The following is a 21395-nucleotide window of genomic DNA, read 5'->3' as shown; positions in this document are numbered from 1 at the left end:
ATTACCAAACCTTCCACGGAGCGCTATTACTTTCCCATAGCTCGACTAATTTATTTTTATCGCGCAATGTATCCATCGGATGCCAAAAACCAGAATGTTGATATGCGGCCAATTCATTTTTGTTTACTAACTGAACTAAAGTGTCTGTTTCAAAAACAGACTTATCTCCACTAATGTAATTGAAAACTTCAGGATTTAAAACGAAAAATCCACCGTTAATCCATCCGCCATCACCTAATGGTTTTTCTTGAAAAGATGTTACAGACTGTTTATCTAATATGAGAGAACCAAATCTACCAGGAGGTTGTACGGCAGTAACAGTAGCCAATTTTCCATGTTTTTTATGGAATGTAATAAGTTCTTTTATATTTACATTACTTAATCCATCACCATAAGTGAGGCAGAAAGGTTCGTCTCCGACATAATTTTGAATCTTTTTCACTCGGCCACCCGTTTCGGTATTTACACCAGTATCGATTAGTGTAACTTTCCATGGTTCTACACGATGAGAATGGCTAGTAATTGTATTATCGTTTAACTGTATTGTGAAATCAGACATGTGTAAGTTGTAATTTAGAAAGAACTCTTTAATTGCATATCCTTTATAGCCTAAGCAAATAATAAACTCAGTAATCCCGTAATGACTATACAAACTCATAATGTGCCATAGAATGGGTTTTGTTCCAATTTCAATCATAGGTTTCGGTTTTAAATGTGTTTCTTCCCCAATTCTTGTACCGTACCCACCAGCAAGAATAACAGCTTTCATTTTTTCCTCCTAAAATAAAAATTTATTATTTATACAGTATTCATGTTTTATGCAAATGAGATTGTTTTTGATTAAGTGAATGAAAATGTTTGAGGTGATGACGATGCAGAAAATATTACGGTTTGAATTTTGGAAATAATTCTTGATATTCAGGGTTATGACGGAGGTCTTGTGTTAGGTTACTAAGCTCTAAAAAACGTATGTCCAGTACTTCAGGAGATTGACCGTAATGTGTTTGAAGTCCCATTTGAACACCCCTTTTTGAAAGGGTAGGTGTAATTTGTAATTTTCTTGCCTTTGATTGTTCATTCCAAGGGCTAAAATAAAATTTTAAAATAAATGAAGGATAGTCATAAATTATATATCCGTGCCGCGAATGATGTCTACCAGGTAAATATGCACCGTCTAGATGATTGTGAATAAATCTCCAAGCACATCCGAGATTTGGGTTATAAGGGAAGACACCGTGGTATCGCTGTTCTACTAAGGGGATAGAATATCTAGGCTTTGAATAATTATAATTATGATTATCTATCATTAAAATCATTCTAATCGCATACATGTTTTGGCCTAGTGTATGAAGAGATGAAAAAAATTCTTCAGTATTATTACAACAAAAGAATTCAGTAGTATTTAAAACGATTTTCCAACCTGAAACTTCTCTTTCAATTTCCATCACTTCAATATCAGTATTAGTTGGATCAAACTCAAGAAATCTTGAATTTCGTACTTCCCAGTGGGGTGCTAATAGCTTACAAATTTCTACGGAACGATCTGTAGACCCTCTATTAATTAAAATGCCGTGATCGAATATTTTCGTGTGATGCATAAGCCACCATGGAAGTAGGTATTCTTCATTATAAAAATGAGAAATGATTGTCTTTTTCATATTAATTCCCTCCTATACAAGCAATCATTATTAGTAGGATATGCTTTTAAATAAGAAAGGTTAAAAGTGGCAGATAATGTAGTGATTAGGTAGTAGTTTAGTAATTTTATTGTATAAGTGTAGATTACTCGTATTGAATCATCATAGGAGGAGATTGGAATTTTGTATAAATTGTGAATAATAAACCGTCACGTTTGACTGTACAGTTTATGTATTGTATGATGTAAGTAATATAAACAAGGGGGGAAGATCGTTGGGAAGGTGTATCGAATCGGACAGTTGGCTCTCATGGCTCACGTGTCGAAACGAACGATTGATTATTATACGAATCTAGGTATCTTAAAAGCGGAGCGATCTCAATCTAATTATCGCTATTACGACGAAACAGCATTTGAGACATTACAATTTATTGAAAAGTGCAAAGAAATGCATATGCCGCTTTGTGAGATTAAAGAGAAAATCGAGGAGAAGAAGAAGCTGCTCGGTATCAATGAACACGTTTCGAAACAAGTGAATGAAGTGACAGACCATATTCATCGATTAGAAGTGGAGCTTACTGAGTTAAAACCGCTTTTAGATGAATTGACTGATTCACAACGTGAAAAAATATCGAAATCTTTATCAGGTCAAACGACAGCTTTAATACAGACACTTGCTCTATTATTATAGAATAAGTGAAATCCGACCTCTTTAATTTTTGTATCGGGCTATGTTTTCTAACAAACAAATAAGAAAACATTATAGTATACAGGAGGTGGACACCTTAGTTTTTTAACTAAGGGGATTCATTGGAAATATTTAATTTAGTCATGGTTGCGATTTTAATCGCATTTACTGGATTTTTCGTAGCAGCAGAGTTTGCGATTGTAAAAGTACGTTCAAGTCGTATTGATCAGCTTGTTGCGGAAGGAAAACGCGGTGCTTTAGCAGCGAAAAAGGTAACAACAAATTTGGATGAATATTTATCTGCTTGTCAATTAGGTATTACAGTTACAGCTATGGGATTAGGTTGGTTAGGTGAACCGACAATTGAAAAGTTATTACACCCGTTATTTGAGAAATGGAACTTAAATCCTTCTATTTCATCAGTATTAACATTTGGTCTTGCTTTTATGTTAATGACGTATTTACACGTTGTAGTTGGGGAATTGGCTCCGAAAACGATGGCAATTCAAAAGGCTGAAAAAGTAACATTATTATTTGCAGCTCCACTAATGATGTTCTATAAAGTGATGTACCCGTTTATTTGGGTATTGAACGGTTCAGCTCGTGTGATAACTGGTTTATTCGGTTTAAAACCGGCTTCTGAACATGAAGTAGCTCATACAGAAGAAGAATTACGTCTTATCCTTTCAGATAGCTATGAAAGTGGCGAAATTAATCAAGCTGAATACAAGTATGTAAATAATATTTTTGAATTTGATAATCGTATTGCAAAAGAGATTATGGTACCGCGAACAGAAATCGTTGGTTTCTACCTGGAAGATTCAGTAGAAGAACACATGAAAGTAATCCAAAATGAGCGATACACACGTTATCCGATTTTTGGAGAAGATAAAGATGATATTATCGGTATGGTCAACGTAAAAGATTTCTTTATTCGATATATGACCGAGGATCAAAAAGATTTATCATCTATTCGCTCGTATATGCGTCCGATTATTGAAGTGATGGAAACGACTCCAATTCACGATTTATTACTTCAAATGCAGAAGAAGCGAATTCCGATGGCTGTTTTATATGATGAGTACGGAGGAACAGCTGGAATTGTAACGCTTGAAGATATCTTGGAGGAAATCGTCGGCGAAATTCGTGACGAATATGATGAAGATGAAGCACCACCAATTCAACATGTGAACGAGCAACATATTATTGTTGATGGAAAAGTGCTTATCTCAGAAGTGAAAGATTTATTTGGATTACACATCGAAGAAGATGATGTGGATACAATCGGTGGATGGATTATGATGCAAAATCATGAAATCGAAGAAGGACAACACGTTGAGGCGGAAGGTTTTGAATTTAAAGTGTTAGAAAAAGACGCTTACCAAATTAAACGTGTTGAAATTCGTAAGATGGAACAAGAACAAGAAGAAGAGAAAGCAGCAACTGTGTAAGTTGCTGCTTTTCTTCTAAAGTACAAAAAATGAGAACTTAGGAGCGGATATTTTGATTCAAGAAGCCTTACGTGTATATCGATTACAATTGTATGTGATCTTTAGTGGTTTACTACTTATGTGGACGATTACTCCGTTTGGAAAACAAGTGACAGGGTTCGGTATTGGATTAGCAGTAAGCGCCTATTGTCTTTGGTTATTAGCTCGCAGAGTGGAGAAACTCGGAAAAAGTATCGTAATGAAGAAAAAGGCTCCTGGATTAGGAGTTTTAAACCGATTTGCAGCTGCTATTTTAGGAGCTATCATCATGTATGAAATTGAGCATGAAATGGAAATGTGGGCATTCGGTACAGGTATTTTAGGTGGTCACTTTTTAATGATTGCAAATTTAGCTTATGCAAATATGCAGTTAGTGAAAGAAGAAGAGAAGCAAAGAGAACATGCTTCAAAAAACATAGAGCTATGATGAAAGGGACCTAATCAGGTTCCTTTTTTAGTTTAGCGATATGATACAAGTAATCAAATTAACGACAAATATAATACGCTTCTTTTTTGCGTTTTTCAATAGTATGAAAAATAATAAAAAAAAAATTAAAAACCCATCGATTTCTAAAGGTTATGTATGTTATTATGACAAAAGACTTTTTGAAAGAGGTGGATACCAATGTTACAAGCGCTACTTATTTTTGTGCTTCAAATTATTTACGTTCCAATTTTAACAATCCGTACGATTTTGCTTGTAAAGAATCAAACAAGATCCGCTGCTGGTGTTGGATTGTTAGAAGGAGCTATTTACATTGTCAGTTTAGGTATTGTGTTTCAAGATTTATCAAATTGGATGAATATCGTTGCCTATGTCATTGGCTTTAGTGCGGGACTGTTATTAGGCGGTTATATAGAGAATAAATTAGCAATTGGTTATATTACGTATCAAGTTAGTTTACTAGACCGTTGTAATGAATTAGTAGATGAGTTACGTCACTCTGGATTTGGCGTTACAGTATTTGAAGGCGAAGGTATTAATTCTATACGTTATCGCTTAGATATCGTCGCAAAGCGTTCTAGAGAGAAAGAGCTTTTAGAAATCATTAATGAAATTGCACCGAAAGCGTTTATGTCTTCGTATGAAATTCGCTCGTTTAAGGGTGGATATTTAACGAAGGCGATGAAGAAAAGAGCGTTAATGAAGAAGAAAGATGAACATGCATCGTAAAAAAGAGGAATAGTGATGCATTAAAAGCGCAGTATAAGTCTAAATGTAAAAGGGAGGAATCTATTTTGATGTAGATTCCTCTCTTTTTTTATGAAAAATATTCATCTGTTAATTCAAAAAAACTAAATCGTATAATTATGTTTTTTACTCATTCTCAAATTAATGATTAGCCATATAATTTGAAAAAATACCGGTATGATAAACGTGATTAATAAAACGATAAGTGATATTGATTTAATTTCAGGTGTTTGAATAACACCAGCACCATCAACATCTCGTAGCCAAATAATAGCGGCCCATATTCCAAAAACGATAATCCAAAATATGTTACCAATCCACCAAGAAATCCATCGTTTTTTCATGTTAGCACCCCCTACATTTATCTACTGTTAAAAGTATATTTTCTTTTGTTACATTTATAATGAAACAACTTTAAAATCAGTTTTTAACTGTATATCTAACTTGTTTGAAGGTTACTATTTCTCCATCATCATCATCGTCTTTCGTTTGTAAAAGTTGAACTTTTGGTTTGTAGTCCGTCCTATGAGCGTGTTCGATATCTTTAATGTTAAGTTTGTAGGATTCACCATTTTTTAGTTTTTGTTCCAACACTTTTTTATTAGCAACATAAATAAAAGTTACTTTATTTTCATCAATGCCTTTAGTTTTAATTTCTAATTCATTATCTTTTGCTGTGATCGTTGGTGTTAATAATTCCATACTGCCTTTCCCGCTTTCTAAAGAATTCTCTGCTATAGTTGAACATCCTGATAATATGATTCCAGTGAATAGAAGAACAAGTAATTTCTTTTTCATAACATCCCCTCCGATTCTATGTGATTTTTGATTTTGGTATTGCTAGATTACTAGTGCGGAGCGTAAATGTTTAGTTAGTACCCCCTTAATTGTACCATAATATGTAAATTAAAACAGGGTGTATATCCAATTTAAGGGAGATTGAAGAATTTACTGATTGTTGTAAATTCTTGTGTTTTAGCTTCTATTTCAATCGAAATGTAGACGAGAGAAAGAAATTTTTTTATAGAAATTACAATTTTTACATTTTACAATAATGATAGGGAATAGATGAATTCATTCACTTCGGAGGTAGTTATTTGAACATTAATGAGAAGGCAATTGAAATGTTTGAACAAAATAAATATGAGGAAGCAATGGAACTATTTCAACAAGCAGTACATAAATCTAGAGATGTACAATCTCTCAATAATCTGGCTTGGATGTACTTTTATGAGGAAGAGAATGATGAGAAAGCTCTTGAATTAATAAGAGAAGTTGTTAAGTTGAATCCTTCTTCATACTTTCCCTATAACATCTTAGGGGAAATTTATATAAAACAAAAAAAGTGGGAAGAAGCGAAGGAAGTATTACAAAAATCTATTTCGATTCAACCATCGGATGAAGCATATCATAATGTAGCTGTAGCGCATTATAACCTTGGAGAGCTGGAAAAAGCTTCAGACTTTTTCTTGCGAGTTGCAGGGGATTCGGACTATATCATGTATAGCTATGTAAAATGTTTAATTGATTTAGAACGAACGACAGAAGCAAAAGAGAAGTTAGATACTTTTAACAGGGAATCTGATAATTTTTTAGGGGAAATTAATGTAGCAGATTTATATGTTGAGTTGAATTGCTATAAAGAAGCAATTGAATGGTTCGAAAAGGGATATAAAGAATGCTGGAAAAGTCCTAATTGGATTGGTAGATTTGTGTATGCTCTATATAAAACGAATAATTTCTCCCGTATAAATGAAGTTATACGGGAATGTATCGAAGCGAAAACAGCAGAAATAGAAGATGTTCAGAATGAAGAAGTAGAAGAAAACTGGACAGAAAATGATAAGAAAGAGTTAATTGAGGAATATACAGAAGAGAATAATTGTTATAAAACAATGGTAGAACGTATCAAATCTGGATACGTTCCAGGATTAGAGTTTGAAACTGATTATATAGGGGCTTGCTATTTATTTGGTTGTAAAAGACATAATCACCTTGAATATGAAAAATAAAAAGATTCGACTGTCAAAGATGATGGTCGAATCTTTTTCGTTATAGGTCGCTTGTATTACATAGGTGTATATCCTCTTTAGAGGCCACTTTTTTTATATTCAAAATATGTAGTGAAATAAAACCAATAAGTCCTATTCCGCCAAAAATAAGCCATGGTGTATACATTCCGCTTAAGTTGGATGTAGAAGATGTACCGGTATAATTACCAATGATAAAACCAAATGCGAGTGATAGTTGATAAAATCCGAAGAAAGTGGCTGTATATGATTCATTACTGTAATTTGCAATAGTGATATCAGCGTTAGGTAATACGAGTGTTTCACCGATTGTAAATAAAATTACACAAATAAAGAGCCAATATGGGTGTTGAAATAAAGGAATGAGTAAAAAGGAAATACTCATTAATAAAACACCGTATTTAATAATTGAAAGTGTGTTGTATTTGTGGAATAATTTTCGGAATAATACCATAAATATGACGCCTGTTATCGCATTTATCGTAATAACGAGTGTAGCAAGTTGATTGCTACTACTAATGTTTTTCATATGAAGTGGAAGTGCGACAGTAAGTTGAGTAAACATAATATAGAAGAAAATCATGATAAAGGAAAACAGAAGGAAAGACTTGTTTTGTAAGATGGCCTGTATTCCTAATGTAATAGACGTGTTTTCAGTAGTGACTTGGAAGTGATTTTTAAGTAAGTAAAAGATAAAAGCGAATAACAGCATAAGTGATCCTGTTAGAGAGAAGGCATAGATTGGATCAAGTAAGAGTATGAACCCTCCTGCAATTGGTCCGATTATTGCACCGCAATTAAAGCTAAGGTTTAAATATGTAAATAAATTTTTTCTCAAATGAGCTGGTTGTGAACCGAATATGGCGCGCGCAGCAGGTTCGTAAAATGCAGTTCCGAAGCCAATAAGTGCAGAAGAAATAGAAATTGTATAGAAATCAGAGCATATTCCTAAAGCGATAAATCCGATTCCTCTCAAAAATAAACCGGCTATCATCATAATGATATAGCCTATTTTGTCAGCAATTAACCCTGAGAATAATGGGATAACTCGTGATGTAATTGTCATAACCGTCAACACTGTTCCTACTTGGACAGCAGAAAAATGAAGAAAGGTTAATAGATAAATAGCTAAAAATGCGTATACTGCAAAATACCCAAAAGACATAAAAAATGAAGAAATAAGCATGAAACGTATCGGTGTTGAGAAACTTTTCATAGAAATCCTCCTAATTATGTAACCAGTAAAATAATTTGATGGTTAACTATTTTATACTATAATTATACATAAAGTCAGAAAAAAGTAAATTTTAAGAAGAAGGTGGATCGAATTGAATCAAAACGCTCCAAATGAACTAGAATATATTCGGGAATTTTTAAATACATGGAGAATACCAAACGATACGAGAGAGCCAATTGATTTGCTGCAAACAGAAGAAGACATAAAGCTTTTTATGAAAGAATATTTTGATGAAGAGTTTCCATTTCATACGATAGAGGAATTAAGAGGTTTTCGAGAAGATATTCGGATGACAATTGAAGGCGAAGGATCATTGCAAAAATGGTTAGAGAAATACCCATTTCATGTACATATAAAGGATGATATGAAAGGTATTACATATGAACCGGTATATGAAGAGAATGTGTATACAAAAGTGTTAAGCATTGTGTTAATGTCAATTCAAGAAAATGTATGGGGAAGGTTAAAAGCATGTCCAGATTGTCGCTGGGTATTTTATGATCATTCGCGAAATGGAAGTAAAAGATGGTGCGGTATGTATGCTGGAGAAGAAGGAGGAAGAGCATGCGGTACGATTGCGAAAGTGAAAAACTACCGGGCGAAGAGAAAAGGGCGATCTGGTTATGATATGTAATTAATATTAGAGAAAGAAAAATGGATGGGGGAATGTAAAATATGAAAGGTACGCAAATGTTAGCTTTAAATAAAAAGTGTTGGGATACAGTTGCACCTTATTTTTTCAAGTGGATTGTTTACCGAAATACGGACCGTATACGGCATCTGAAGATGAGATTCATTTGTTCGATTCAATTAAAGATAAAAAGGTACTTGATATTGGGTGTGGAAGTGGACATTCGTTGCAGTATATGGCGGAACATGGCGCAGAAGAATTGTGGGGACTTGATTTTTCGAGAACACAAATTGAAACGGCACATGAAACGTTACAGTCGTGGAATCCAAAGTTAATATGTGGAGCAATGGAAGAAGAAGGCGATATTCCGAAAGGATATTTTGATATTGTATATTCCATTTATGCATTAGGTTGGACTTCGGATTTAAGAAAAACGTTGGAACTGATTTATTCATATGTAAAGCCAGGGGGAAGTTTTATTTTTAGTTGGGAGCACCCGGTATATTCAAACTTACAGTATGGTACGGAAGAAGTTGCTATAAAGTCTTCTTATCATGAGGAAACGCCCATTACGTTTGAAACATTTAAAGGAGAAAATGTACAAGCGACATTATATAAGAGAAAAATAAGTACATACATAAATGAGTTAAATAGAGTGGGATTTAAAATTAAGAGAATAGAAGAGCCTGAACCATCAAGCTCGTTTGATGGAGAACTAGCTGAGCCGTCTATGAAGTATTATTCTTTATATAAAGCTAGAATGGTGCCGACTACTTTTATTATTAAAGCTAGAAAGTAAAGTGTTTTTATAAAAGAAGCCTATGATTTCAAATAGATGAAATGATAGGCTTCTTTATTTTAAAAAAATGAGGTCAAAGGTGTACTTTTCTTATAAAAATGCATTTCATATAAAAGGTGTAATTATTTTGGGGAAGGGGGATTGTTGTGCGTCATCATAGAAAGTGCAAAAAATTTGGAGTGGCACTGCCTCTTCCGCTTATAGGAACAACGGGTCCGACAGGTAATAGTGGTCCAATCGGTCCAACTGGAGGGCATGAAGGTCCTGTTGGTCCTACAGGGGTGACTGGACCGACGGGAGCAACTGGGCCCCAAGGTCCTCAAGGTATCAGGGGGATACAAGGTCCCCGAGGGACAACAGGAGCACAAGGAATACAAGGAGTTATTGGTGATACAGGAGAGCAAGGTATAACTGGCCCAACTGGTCTCCAAGGTGCTCAAGGATTAATCGGAAACCAAGGTCTAATTGGTGATATTGGAGTACAAGGATTAGAAGGAATACAAGGAGCTACGGGTCCTGCTGGTAGTCAAGGAATACAAGGTATACAAGGAATACAAGGGGAAATAGGTGAGCGAGGACAAACAGGGGCACAAGGAATGCAGGGAGAAAGAGGCGTAACTGGAGTCTCGGGTGTAACTGGTCCACAAGGCCCTCAAGGTGTTCAAGGAATAAAAGGAGAGCAAGGGGCTATTGGTATACAAGGAGAAGACGGCTTCCAAGGTATACAAGGAATTACTGGAGAGGAAGGCCCGCAAGGAGCTCAAGGAATACAAGGGGAAGTGGGTCCAACTGGTTCTACTGGAATGCAAGGTGCCCAAGGTATAAGTGGAATAAAGGGGATAACAGGTGCAATAGGTTTACAAGGACCACAAGGTGTGCAAGGAATACAAGGTATAACGGGAGCAACAGGTTTTCAAGGGATAAAAGGAATAAGAGGTATAACGGGAGCGACAGGTAGTATTGGTACTCAAGGCTCAGAAGGACCACCGGGCGGTCCGACGGGAGTGACCGGTCCAATTGGCCCTTCTAGTGGGGTGACTGGACCAGCTGGCCCACCGGGTCCACCAGGAGGTCCAACAGGTCCAACGGGTGCGACCGGTTCAACAGGTGTAAGCGGAGGGATAGGTCCAATTGGAGGGCAAGGTGTGCAAGGTATAACCGGTCCAACAGGTCATCAAGGTGTAAGGGGAGCGCAAGGTGCCCAAGGTGTAGTTGGAGCAGTTGGAGTACAAGGAGCACAAGGTCCTCAAGGTAACCAAGGTATAACAGGTCCAACGGGTGCAGAAGGTTCTCAAGGAATACAAGGTCCGCTGGGAGTAACTGGTCCAACTGGTGCAGAAGGTCCTAAAGGTATTCAAGGTATTCAAGGTGTGATAGGTCCAACAGGTGCACAAGGAATGGTGGGAATACAAGGGATAGCTGGTCCAGTTGGTGTTACAGGAGCGGAAGGAGCTCAAGGAGCACAAGGAATCCGAGGAGCAACCGGCCCAGCTGGAGCACAAGGAATCCAAGGCGTACAAGGAATTCAAGGGGAAACAGGAGCAGCTGGAACACAAGGTCCTCAAGGTGTTCAAGGGATACAAGGGACTACCGGATTGACAGGTACACAAGGTGCCCAAGGTCCTCAAGGAGTGCAAGGAATAATAGGACCGACTGGAGCTATCGGTTTGCAAGGTCCTCAAGGATTACAAGGAATAACGGGTCCAACAGGAGCGCAAGGAGTGCAAGGAATACAAGGTGTGCAAGGAATTATCGGTCCAACAGGTGCACAAGGAATTAGAGGCCCCCAAGGAAATACAGGGGAAATTGGTATAACAGGACCTCAAGGAGTCCAAGGAGCGCAAGGTAGTCAAGGGCCCCAAGGTCCACAAGGAAATGTTGGAATTACAGGTGCAACGGGTGAAACTGGGGCAACTGGAGCAACCGGGGCAACTGGACCACAAGGTGTGCAAGGAGTTCAAGGGATTACGGGAATACAAGGAATAACGGGAACGGCAGGTAATACAGGTGCAACGAGTTCGCAAGGAATACAAGGTATACAAGGAGTTCAAGGTTTGCAAGGCCCAACTGGAGCAAGTGGGGTGACAGGTGCTAGTGGTAGTATAGGCCCAGTTGGAGCACAAGGTAGTCAGGGCCCAAGTGGCGTGGTGGGACCGACAGGAGCAACTGGTAGTGCAGGTTCAATAGGTTTCTTTGGAATAGCGGGAGCGACAGGAGCGACTGGTTTACCTAGTGGGGGCGGTTATTTCTTTTCTACTTCAACGAGTACAATTGCAGCGAATGCGTTAATACCAATTAATTCTGGATCTACAGTTTTTGGTTCTGATGTCAGTTTAACAAATGCAACAACTGTAACGTTAAGTACGCCGGGAATTTATTTAGTAAGCTATTATTTTCAAGGTGATCCAACGGCCGGAAATGAAACAATTTCAGTGAGGCTTACTTTAAATGGAACACAAGTCGCAGGGAGTTTTATTTTTTATGTTACAGGAGGTACTTTTATATTAGAACCAGCAGTTTCGAATACGATGGTCATTGAAGTTACTTTTTCAAATGCAACTTTGTCTTTACAAAATGGTCCGTTAGCTATCGGGCATGTAACGACATTATCTGGTGTGATAACAGCTAGTTTAAATGTATTAAAAATAGTTTGATACGTTAGTTATAACGGGGGAGATGCTTGTGAAGAATCAAGATAAGTGTAGTAAGTTTCAAGCACCTATTCCTTTTCCACCGCCAGGTATTACGGGGCCCACTGGTCCAACCGGTCCAACTGGTGCTTTAGGTGGACCAACTGGACCGCAAGGAATACAAGGCGTACAAGGTCCAATCGGTCCAACCGGCCCACAAGGAATACAAGGAGTGCAAGGGATGCAAGGAGAAAATGGTCCAACCGGCCCAACTGGTTTAACTGGACCACAAGGTTCTCAAGGTAATCAAGGACCTATGGGAGAACGAGGCCCACAGGGAATACAAGGTGTTCAAGGAATACAAGGAGAAAGAGGTCCGACTGGTCCAACTGGTATTCAAGGGATACAAGGAATTCCTGGCCCAATCGGTCCGACCGGTCCAACAGGAATACAAGGCATACAAGGAATGCAAGGAGAAATCGGTCCAACCGGCCCAACAGGAATACAAGGCATACAAGGAGTGCAAGGGGAAATTGGTCCGACTGGACCAACTGGAAATACTGGTATACAAGGTGTGCAAGGTAATTTAGGAGGTAGTGGTTTACAAGGTGTAACCGGAATACAAGGAATACAGGGTCCGATTGGTCCAACAGGGCCAACTGGTTCTCAAGGAATTCAAGGGGAGCAAGGACCAATGGGTCCACAAGGGGAAACTGGTGTTCAAGGTTTACAAGGTCCCCAGGGAGAAATGGGGCAAGTAGGTCCAACAGGAATACAAGGAATACAAGGAGTGCAAGGTGTAATCGGTCCGACTGGTCCAACCGGTTTACAAGGTGATCCAGGTCCAACCGGCCCAACAGGAGCCACTGGGATAACTGGTCCGACAGGTTCTGCAACTGGCCCGACTGGAGCAACCGGTCCAACTGGTCCACCAGGAGGTCCAACTGGTCCAACCGGTCCAGCAGGATCACCAGGGGGTCCAACTGGTCCGACTGGAGCAACAGGGGCAACAGGAGCGACCGGAGCAACAGGAGCGACTGGAATTCAAGGGGTACAAGGAATACAGGGACCGACCGGAGCAACTGGTGTAACAGGTTTGCAAGGAGTACAGGGACCGATGGGGGCAACGGGTCCAACGGGTGATCAAGGCATTCAAGGTCCACAAGGGATACAAGGAGTAACCGGTCCGACTGGTCCGCAAGGTCTACAAGGAATCCAGGGACCGGTAGGAGCAACCGGTCCGACTGGTCCACAAGGAGTGCAAGGGGCACAGGGTCCAATCGGTCCAACCGGCCCTCAAGGTCTACAAGGCATACAAGGTGAGCAAGGAGTAAGGGGAGCGACCGGTCCAACTGGTTTACAGGGGCTACAAGGAATCCAAGGTCCGAGTGGTCCAACCGGTCCTCAAGGAGTGCAAGGCGTACAAGGTCCGAGTGGCATAACCGGTCCAACTGGTCCTCAAGGAATACAAGGTATTCAGGGACCACAAGGAAGTATAGGCCCAACCGGTCCTCAAGGAATACAAGGAGTGCAAGGTCCACAAGGCCCAACCGGCCAGACGGGAGCAACGGGTCCTCAAGGAATTCAGGGAATACAAGGTCCAATTGGTCCAACCGGCCCCCAAGGAATTCAGGGGATACAAGGCGTGCAAGGTCCACAAGGCCCAACTGGTCAGGCAGGCCCTCAAGGTCTACAAGGAATAACTGGCCAGGCGGGCCCAACTGGTCCAACAGGAGCAACCGGACCTACTGGTGCAACGGGTCCCCAAGGTCCTCAAGGAATTCAAGGACCACAAGGAGCAACGGGGCAGGCGGGAGCAACCGGCCAGACGGGAGCAACGGGTCCTCAAGGTCCACAAGGAATCCAAGGTCCACAAGGGGTAACGGGGCAGGCGGGAGCGACCGGCCCTACGGGAGCAACAGGTCCACAAGGAATCCAAGGAATCCAAGGTCCACAAGGTGTGACGGGAGCAACCGGAGCAACCGGAGCGACTGGAGTGACTGGTGCAACAGGACCGACCGGAATACAAGGCATACAAGGAATAACTGGAGCAACAGGGGTAACGGGGATAACGGGCCCAACAGGTGCCACGGGTCCAACAGGCTTAACTGGAGCAACAGGATCATCTGCTATATCGACAGGTGGCGGATATTTCTTTTCTACATCAACAAGCACAATTGCAGCAAATGCCAACATCCCAATTAATTCTGGATCCACTGTATATGGAACTGGTGTATCTTTAACTAGTGCTACGACAGTCACAGTAACGACGCCAGGAATATATTTAGTAAGCTACTATTTTCAAGGGGATGCAAATGGTGGGAATGAGACAGTATCTGTTAGATTGCTATTAAATGGAACGCAACTAACAGGGAGTTTTATACAAAACGTAACGACATCAACTGTAGTAATCGAACCAGCCATTTCAAATACACTTCTTGTGAATGTGACGAGTGCCAATTCAACATTAATATTACAAAATGGCCCGTTAGGTGTAGGGCATGTGACTACTATAGCAGGTGCGATTACAGCAAGCTTAAATGTAGTGAGAATTTTATAAAGAATATAAAAAACACAAGGAATGTCTTTGTAAGACACACCTTGTGTTTTTTAATATTAAATAAACATTTTCTTTATCTTTTCGGTTGAAAAATATGCTGAAAGAAGTATTTGTGATGTAAGTTATCTACAACTTTATTTGCTTGATATGTGCGTTGTTTTTCAATTCGGAGTCTTTGCTCCATCATTTTTATTGCGTGATCAGATAAACGTAACATAATACATTCTCCTTTTCTATAAATATAGGTGACTATTTGATATCGATCCCATATTTATAATTAAGGAGGCAAAATGTGTAACATAGGCAAAAAGCACCTTCCTCTCCCATTACGCTTACGAGGTTAGCTGTCGGACTCGGGAAGTGAGAGTTTCCCTACTTAAAAAAGATTCGCCCCAAGTAGCATAGCTACAAAAATGGTTCCCCCGCTCCAAAATTTGGACTCAGCAAAAGGTTTTATAAAGTAAAAAATAACATAAAGGAGCGAACAAGTCAAATTATTTTGTGTATTCTGTCTTTTTTAATTGCGTAAGAATCATACCGTCAGGAAGTATTGTATCTGATACTGTAATGAATCCGTGTTTTTTATATAAAGTAATAGCAGGGGTATTCGCTTTACCTGTTTGTACAATGTATGCCATTGAAGAGGGAAACATGTTAAATATATAAATTAGGAGTTTCGTTGCGATTCCTTTTTGAAAAAAATTGGGCGATACAACTAACCTGTGGATATCGATTAGTTTTTCTTCTTGTACAAAAGAAATAAAACCGACAAGTTTATTTTCAGAAAAATATCCATAGAATGTTTCAACGCAATTTTGAATATCGTTTACAGTATCATATAAACGAGGTATGGCAGTACTATTTAAGTAGTCTGCTTCAACTTTATAAGCTGGAATTTGAACCTGTAAAATGGATGTTGCTACTTCAAAAGAAGTGGAATTTAACTTAAGAATCATAGACAATGAAGCCTCCTTTAAATATGGTATATGAATATAATTGCTTTATGGGTGAGTTTGACAATATTTTTCTTTTTTGCATATAATATATGTATCTCCATATGTAAAATAGTAGTAAATATATTTCTATAGTGAAATATGATTAGCAATGATAAATACATATGTTTGTATTGAATCATACAAACTATAATAGAAATGGAGGACTAAAAATGGGATGGATTATCACATTAATAGTTGGTGCTATTATAGGTGCAATTGCTAGTTCTATAACAGGTAAAAATTTCCCAGGTGGTATGTTCGGAAATATTATCGCAGGTTTATTAGGTGCTTCGTTAGGTGGTAGATTATTTGGATCCTTTGGGCCATCATTTGGTGGGATTCATGTCGTGCCGGCATTATTAGGTGCAATCGTGTTAATTCTTATTGTATCATTTGTAGTGAAAGCTGCAAAGAAATAGAGATATAGATTATGATGAAGAGCCCTGAATAAGGGCTTTTCATCATTCGAAGAGGTGGTTTCATTGGAGAAAATAAATATAAGAAAAAGAGATAAGTTAAGAAAGTTTTTTAGAGAACAAAATTATTTGGCGGTATTACTTGGATTTGCGTTATTGTTCATTAATATTTTATTGCTAACAAAAATATCATTTGTTTTTACACCGTTTATCGTATTTTTAAAAACAATTTTCTTCCCAGTACTATTAGCAGGCGTGCTATTTTATATTTTGCATCCATTCGTTTCGCTTTTAGAAAAGAAAGGTGTTTCAAGAATCGTATCGATAGCTTCCATATATTTAATCGTACTAGGATTATTTGTATTTTTAGTTGTAACGGTTATCCCTATTATTAAAGATCAAATTGATGCATTAATTGATAACTTACCGTATTTTGGCCATGAGATTGAACAAGCAGCACGTAGATTCGGGGAAAGTAATTTACTCGGTAAAATTCAGGAGAATTTAAATATTAATGTTGCGAATATGGTAAAAGAATACACAGTTGATTTTACAAAGTCATTATCATCAGTAACTGGGAATGTAACTGGATTTTTGAGTACTGTTACAGAGGTTGTTTTGACATTTGTAATGGTTCCATTTATATTGTTCTATCTTTTAAAAGATGGTGAGCAATTGCCGAATCACTTTTTAAAGTTTATTTCAGAGCAAAGACAACCAGCAGCAATGAGAATACTAGATGATATGCATTATGCGATTAGCTCGTATATTAGAGGTCAAATTATCGTCAGCTTATTTATCGGTATTATGCTATTAATTGGTTATCTTATTATTGGTATTAAATATGCGGTATTACTTGCGATTTTAGCGATGATTGTAAATATCGTTCCGTACGTAGGACCAATTATCGCGATTACACCAGCGTTAATTATCGCATTTATCGACTCGCCAGCAATGGTGTTAAAAGTAATTATCGTTATGATGGTTGTACAATTAGCAGAAGGTAAATTTATTTCTCCGCAAGTTATGGGTAAAAAGTTAGATATTCATCCGATTACTATCATTTTTATCATTTTAACTGCCGGAAACTTATTCGGGATTATGGGGATTATTTTAGCGATTCCAGGATATGCGATATTGAAAGTATTAGTTACGCACGGTTATAGATTTGTTAAGTTGAATACGTGAAAAAAAGCGCTAAAACAGTGGGAACTGTTTTAGCGCTTTTTTATTAACAATTCATTTGCATATTGGCGTGCCCATTGATCCGCTTCTAATATAGCATCTAGTGAAGGATCTTTTACGTTATGATGAGCTTCAACTGTTTTGTAAATTGTTTTTTCAATATCGAAAAAGGCAATTTCATTTTTTAAGAATAGCGCATTCGCAATTTCATTTGCTGCATTTAATACAGCGGGAGTAGTACCACCGATTTTGCCACATTCATATGCGTATTGTAGACAAGGGAACTTCTCTAAATCTGGTTTTTCAAAATGTAAACTACCGATTTCTAATAAATTTAATTTTTCATAGGAAGAAGGTAGCCGAGTAGGATAGTGAAACGCATATTGAATCGGCATTCTCATATCAGGAGCACCGAGCTGTGCCATAACTGATCCATCAATAAATTCTACTAAAGAATGAATGATACTTTCTTTATGAATCATTACATTAATTTTTTTATATGGAATATCAAATAGCCATCTCGCTTCCATTACTTCGAACCCTTTATTCATTAATGTGGCAGAATCAATCGTTAGTTTTGCACCCATTAACCAGTTTGGGTGCTTTAAAGCATCTTTTGCTTGTAATGTTTGCATTTCATCACGTGTTTTATCACGGAAAGCACCACCGGAAGCTGTTACAATTAACTTCTCAATCTCTTTATTATTTTCTCCTTTTAAACATTGGAAAATAGCTGAATGCTCACTATCTACTGGAATTAAGCGACATCCGTTTTGTTTCGCTAGTTCAGTTACGATATGTCCAGCTGCAACCAAAGTTTCTTTATTAGCAATAGCGATATCTTTCTTCGCTTTTAATGCTTCAATTGTTGGAAGTAATCCTGAAACACCTACAACAGAGCTTAATACAAGATTTGAATCAGGGTGAGTAGCTACTGCAATGAAGCCATCAGTCCCGTGTGTGATTTTTGTATTTGCTGAAATACGCGTACGAAGCTTGTCTGCTAAGTCTTTTGTCGCAACGCTTACAATACGAGGTTGAAACGTTTTGATTTGTTGCTCAAGAAGATCGATATTATAATTTGCGGTTAAACCGACGATTTTAAAATGTTCAGGATGAGCTGAAACGACATCTAATGCAGATGTGCCGATGGATCCTGTTGAACCTAAAATTGATATATATTTTACCATGAAAAAACCTCCAAAGTTGTTTCGAATATTTCAACAAACCTATATAATATTAGACAATTGAAGTGGAAATTCCTGCTATATAAAATAGAAAATTAGGGTTTGTTTGGAAGTGAAATGTGATAAACTGTAAAAAATAACGAAAAAGCAATGAAAGAGAAGAGTACATATTCGAAACTTTTCAGAGAGCTGATATGTGGTGGAAATCAGTAAGGGATGAATATGGAATGGACTCTGGAGCTTCTAACTGAAATGAGTAGGTAAAGACGGTTACTTCACGTTATTGAAGTATGAAGTGAGCTAATGATAGCTAATTAAGGTGGTACCGCGGGAGTCTCTCGTCCTTTTTTAAGGATGAGGGGCTCTTTTTATTTTGCGAAAGGAGGAGTTAGTGTGAGTGAAAAAATAATGTTAACAGGAATTAAGCCGACAGGTTATCCACATTTAGGAAATTATATTGGTGCGATTAAACCTGCATTACAAATGTCAAAGAATAATGAAGGAAGAGCATTGTACTTTATAGCTGATTATCATGCATTAAATGCTGTGCATGATTCAGAAAAGTTCAGCAGTTATACGAAAGAGGTAGCAGCTACTTGGTTATCGCTTGGACTTGGGGAAGATGTTGTTTTTTATCGGCAAACAGAAGTACCGGAAATTCTAGAATTAGCTTGGATTTTAGCCTGCCTAACTCCGAAAGGTCTTATGAACCGTGCTCATGCGTATAAAGCGAAGGTGGAGCAAAATAAAGAAGCAGGGTTAGAGGTCGATGCGGGAGTGAATATGGGGTTATACACGTACCCGATTTTAATGGCAGCTGACATATTATTATTTCAAGCTACTCATGTACCAGTTGGAAAAGACCAAATTCAGCATATTGAAATTGCGCGTGATATTGCGACGTATTTTAATCATACATTTGGCACGACATTTACACTACCGGAGTATGTAGTGCAAGAAGAAGGAGCTATTTTACCTGGTCTTGATGGAAGGAAGATGAGTAAAAGTTACGGAAATGTAATCCCATTATTTGCAGAGCAAGAAAAACTTCGAAAGTTAATATTTAAAATCAAAACAGACTCTTCACTTCCAAATGAACCGAAAGAATTAGAAACATTATTTATGATATATAAAGAGTTTGCGACAGAAGACGAAGTACAGTCATTACGTGAAAAATATGAGACTGGAATCGGATGGGGCGATGTGAAAAAAGAGTTGTTTCGCGTTGTAGATCATGAGTTAGCTGGACCTCGTGAAAAGTACGCAATGTATATGAATGAGCCGGATTTATTATATGAAGCATTAGAAAACGGTGCTGAGAAGGCACGCGCTATTGCGAAGATAAATTTAGCAGAAATTAAAAAACGGATTGGATTTGAGAGGGAACGTTAAGCGTTCCCTTATTTTTTTAGATAATCTGTAATAATCTTCTCGATAACAGGAGGAAGATTATTAGGTAATTCATCAAGTGAAAAGAAGCGTAGTTCTTTCGATTCCGTATGGTCGCATACAAGCTCACCGTGGAATTCGCGGCAAATATAAACAACGAGTACACCGTGTACTTGATCGCCATTTGGATAGATTTGAAAGAAATCTGGTCCTGAGTATGTACGGAATAGTTCTGGATTTTTAATAATAAGTCCAGTTTCTTCAAACACTTCTCGTTTTAAAGCATCTTCTAACGTTTCGTTATATTCTAAGGCACCGCCAATAATGCCCCAGCGGTTAAAATCTGTACGGAGCTGCAGCAATACTTCATCTTTTTCATTTAATATAATGGCGTGTGATCCTATTAGAATAAGTGGATGATTTCCTACTAGATTTCTCATATCTTCAATATAACCCATGTCATTGCTCCTTGTATTTAATAATAGTTAGGAAGTTCTTTTAACATTCTTTCTGTTTTACGTGCTGTAAAGGCTAAGTTATGGTCATCTTTCGTTCTGAAAAATAATGTGCGTAAAAAGGTTTTAATATTGGCACATAAAATACAATACTCATTAAGCGAAAGGCGTTTTCTAATTTGAGGAAGCCTTTTTATTTTTTTATGAATAATAGAAATTAAATCGTTCTGAGGAAAATCATGATACAGCATTGCTAGTAATGGAGTAACAATGCGTTCATCTTCGTTATTATGAAAAAGGTCAGATGGAATAAAGATTTTATTTAATAAACAATGAATTAATTCTTCGTACCATTCAAAAGTTGTATACGTATTATGAACAATTTCAGTAAAGGCATCAGATACATGAGCAAGACAATGAGCCCATCCTTTATTTTCAATATAGCCCCGAAAATCCGTTTCTAAGTTTGTGTATGTAATGAGTTTATTTTTTATTTCTTCGATATCCTCCTCTGTACAAAAGTAGTGCGAATTAGCGAATTGGAGTATTAACGCAATTAACGAAACAGTGTAAGAACGTGTGAAAACCCCATCTGTATGTGGGGAGTAAATGTCACAATATAAATACTCATCACTTAAACAAGTTTGCAGAAGTAATTTCAGCTGATCGTCCATAAGGAATTCATGATGAATGAAATGCGCAAAACATTTATATATAAGTTGGTAACGAACGTAGCTATCAGTCGTTCCGATATACTGAAGCATGTTCAAAGTTAACTCATTTACGTCTATATGTTGCAGTTGCGTGTAGTCATTTTGTTGTATAAGCTCTAACTGTTGTTGCAATGCTGTAATATCCAATGGAGAACCTCCTCC

The 21395-nt window shown here is 37.8% G+C and carries 21 protein-coding genes, 1 pseudogene, 1 riboswitch and 1 other annotated feature; of the genes and pseudogenes, 12 read left to right on the top strand and 10 right to left on the bottom strand.

Going from position 1 to position 21395, the window contains the following annotated elements:
• Position 1 precedes the first annotated feature (1 nt).
• Complete coding sequence (rfbF, locus tag BC_RS16770; RefSeq protein WP_000648803.1) at positions 2-769, bottom strand: glucose-1-phosphate cytidylyltransferase; 768 nt, start codon at positions 767-769, stop codon at positions 2-4.
• Between the two features lie 115 nt (positions 770-884).
• Positions 885-1658 carry a glycosyltransferase family 2 protein gene (locus BC_RS16765; RefSeq protein WP_000750973.1) on the bottom strand — a complete coding sequence of 258 codons (774 nt, stop codon included), beginning with the start codon at positions 1656-1658 and terminating at the stop codon, positions 885-887.
• Positions 1659-1919: 261 nt separating this feature from the next.
• Between BC_RS16765 and BC_RS16760 the strand changes: the two genes are divergently transcribed.
• The 4 genes from BC_RS16760 (at position 1920) to BC_RS16745 (ending at position 4988) form a co-directional block, all read left to right on the top strand.
• Positions 1920-2327, top strand: a complete 408-nt coding sequence (locus BC_RS16760; RefSeq protein ID WP_000285639.1) for a MerR family transcriptional regulator — start codon at positions 1920-1922, stop codon at positions 2325-2327.
• 119 nt (positions 2328-2446) lie between these two features.
• Positions 2447-3775, top strand: coding sequence for a hemolysin family protein (locus tag BC_RS16755; RefSeq protein ID WP_000402273.1), 1329 nt, complete (start codon positions 2447-2449; stop codon positions 3773-3775).
• 52 nt (positions 3776-3827) lie between these two features.
• On the top strand, positions 3828-4241 hold the full coding sequence (locus tag BC_RS16750) for an ATP synthase subunit I (RefSeq protein WP_000613883.1): 414 nt from the start codon (positions 3828-3830) through the stop codon (positions 4239-4241).
• Between the two features lie 198 nt (positions 4242-4439).
• On the top strand, positions 4440-4988 hold the full coding sequence (locus BC_RS16745; RefSeq protein WP_000938438.1) for a DUF2179 domain-containing protein: 549 nt from the start codon (positions 4440-4442) through the stop codon (positions 4986-4988).
• Between the two features lie 122 nt (positions 4989-5110).
• On the opposite strand, the gene BC_RS16740 is transcribed toward BC_RS16745, so the two are convergent.
• Both BC_RS16740 and BC_RS16735 read right to left on the bottom strand, forming a co-directional pair.
• Positions 5111-5350 (bottom strand): DUF3923 family protein, encoded by a 240-nt coding sequence (locus tag BC_RS16740; RefSeq protein ID WP_000747681.1) that lies wholly within the window; start codon positions 5348-5350, stop codon positions 5111-5113.
• Between the two features lie 76 nt (positions 5351-5426).
• Positions 5427-5804, bottom strand: a complete 378-nt coding sequence (locus BC_RS16735; RefSeq protein WP_000728046.1) for a hypothetical protein — start codon at positions 5802-5804, stop codon at positions 5427-5429.
• 299 nt (positions 5805-6103) lie between these two features.
• Between BC_RS16735 and BC_RS16730 the strand changes: the two genes are divergently transcribed.
• A complete protein-coding gene (locus BC_RS16730) occupies positions 6104-7018 on the top strand; it encodes a tetratricopeptide repeat protein (protein WP_001024472.1) in 915 nt (304 codons plus the stop codon).
• Positions 7019-7058: 40 nt separating this feature from the next.
• Here BC_RS16730 and BC_RS16725 read toward each other — a convergent pair whose 3' ends face one another.
• Complete coding sequence (locus tag BC_RS16725; RefSeq protein ID WP_000834865.1) at positions 7059-8252, bottom strand: MDR family MFS transporter; 1194 nt, start codon at positions 8250-8252, stop codon at positions 7059-7061.
• 112 nt (positions 8253-8364) lie between these two features.
• Between BC_RS16725 and BC_RS16720 the strand changes: the two genes are divergently transcribed.
• From BC_RS16720 to BC_RS16705, 4 genes and pseudogenes are all read left to right on the top strand, one after another.
• Positions 8365-8907, top strand: coding sequence for a CGNR zinc finger domain-containing protein (locus tag BC_RS16720; RefSeq protein WP_001072930.1), 543 nt, complete (start codon positions 8365-8367; stop codon positions 8905-8907).
• 41 nt (positions 8908-8948) lie between these two features.
• Positions 8949-9703, top strand: a pseudogene (locus BC_RS16715) (class I SAM-dependent methyltransferase).
• 146 nt (positions 9704-9849) lie between these two features.
• A complete protein-coding gene (locus tag BC_RS16710; protein ID WP_001215813.1) occupies positions 9850-12357 on the top strand; it encodes a collagen-like protein in 2508 nt (835 codons plus the stop codon).
• A 22-nt stretch (positions 12358-12379) separates the two neighbouring features.
• Positions 12380-14893, top strand: coding sequence for a BC_3345 family exosporium-associated protein (locus BC_RS16705; protein WP_002195688.1), 2514 nt, complete (start codon positions 12380-12382; stop codon positions 14891-14893).
• A 73-nt stretch (positions 14894-14966) separates the two neighbouring features.
• Here BC_RS16705 and BC_RS27710 read toward each other — a convergent pair whose 3' ends face one another.
• Positions 14967-15110, bottom strand: a complete 144-nt coding sequence (locus tag BC_RS27710) for a hypothetical protein (RefSeq protein ID WP_000945243.1) — start codon at positions 15108-15110, stop codon at positions 14967-14969.
• Between the two features lie 96 nt (positions 15111-15206).
• A riboswitch (cyclic di-AMP (ydaO/yuaA leader) is annotated at positions 15207-15349 on the bottom strand.
• A gap of 38 nt (positions 15350-15387) precedes the next feature.
• The gene (locus tag BC_RS16700) at positions 15388-15849 is read right to left on the bottom strand and encodes a GNAT family N-acetyltransferase (RefSeq protein WP_000601230.1); all 462 of its coding nucleotides are present in this window, start codon (positions 15847-15849) and stop codon (positions 15388-15390) included.
• 209 nt (positions 15850-16058) lie between these two features.
• Here BC_RS16700 and BC_RS16695 point away from each other — a divergent pair, with 209 nt between their 5' ends.
• Positions 16059-16307 (top strand): GlsB/YeaQ/YmgE family stress response membrane protein, encoded by a 249-nt coding sequence (locus BC_RS16695; protein WP_000539732.1) that lies wholly within the window; start codon positions 16059-16061, stop codon positions 16305-16307.
• A 63-nt stretch (positions 16308-16370) separates the two neighbouring features.
• The gene (locus tag BC_RS16690) at positions 16371-17492 is read left to right on the top strand and encodes an AI-2E family transporter (RefSeq protein ID WP_000411484.1); all 1122 of its coding nucleotides are present in this window, start codon (positions 16371-16373) and stop codon (positions 17490-17492) included.
• Positions 17493-17521: 29 nt separating this feature from the next.
• Here BC_RS16690 and BC_RS16685 read toward each other — a convergent pair whose 3' ends face one another.
• Positions 17522-18679 (bottom strand): 1-deoxy-D-xylulose-5-phosphate reductoisomerase, encoded by a 1158-nt coding sequence (locus tag BC_RS16685; RefSeq protein ID WP_000241785.1) that lies wholly within the window; start codon positions 18677-18679, stop codon positions 17522-17524.
• Positions 18680-18817: 138 nt separating this feature from the next.
• Positions 18818-19025, top strand: a binding site (T-box leader).
• A 44-nt stretch (positions 19026-19069) separates the two neighbouring features.
• Here BC_RS16685 and BC_RS16680 point away from each other — a divergent pair.
• Positions 19070-20068: a tryptophan--tRNA ligase gene (locus tag BC_RS16680; protein ID WP_001290900.1), complete on the top strand. Its 999-nt coding sequence runs from the start codon at positions 19070-19072 to the stop codon at positions 20066-20068.
• Between the two features lie 8 nt (positions 20069-20076).
• On the opposite strand, the gene BC_RS16675 is transcribed toward BC_RS16680, so the two are convergent.
• Both BC_RS16675 and BC_RS16670 read right to left on the bottom strand, forming a co-directional pair.
• Positions 20077-20523, bottom strand: coding sequence for an NUDIX hydrolase (locus BC_RS16675; RefSeq protein ID WP_000540457.1), 447 nt, complete (start codon positions 20521-20523; stop codon positions 20077-20079).
• A gap of 17 nt (positions 20524-20540) precedes the next feature.
• Positions 20541-21380: a DUF2785 domain-containing protein gene (locus BC_RS16670; RefSeq protein ID WP_000355451.1), complete on the bottom strand. Its 840-nt coding sequence runs from the start codon at positions 21378-21380 to the stop codon at positions 20541-20543.
• Positions 21381-21395: the final 15 nt, after the last annotated feature.

The organism is Bacillus cereus ATCC 14579 (genome assembly GCF_000007825.1).
GTDB lineage: Bacteria > Bacillota > Bacilli > Bacillales > Bacillaceae_G > Bacillus_A > Bacillus_A cereus.
Note: the sequence above shows the minus strand (reverse complement) of the source record. Positions and strands in the feature narration are given on the sequence as shown.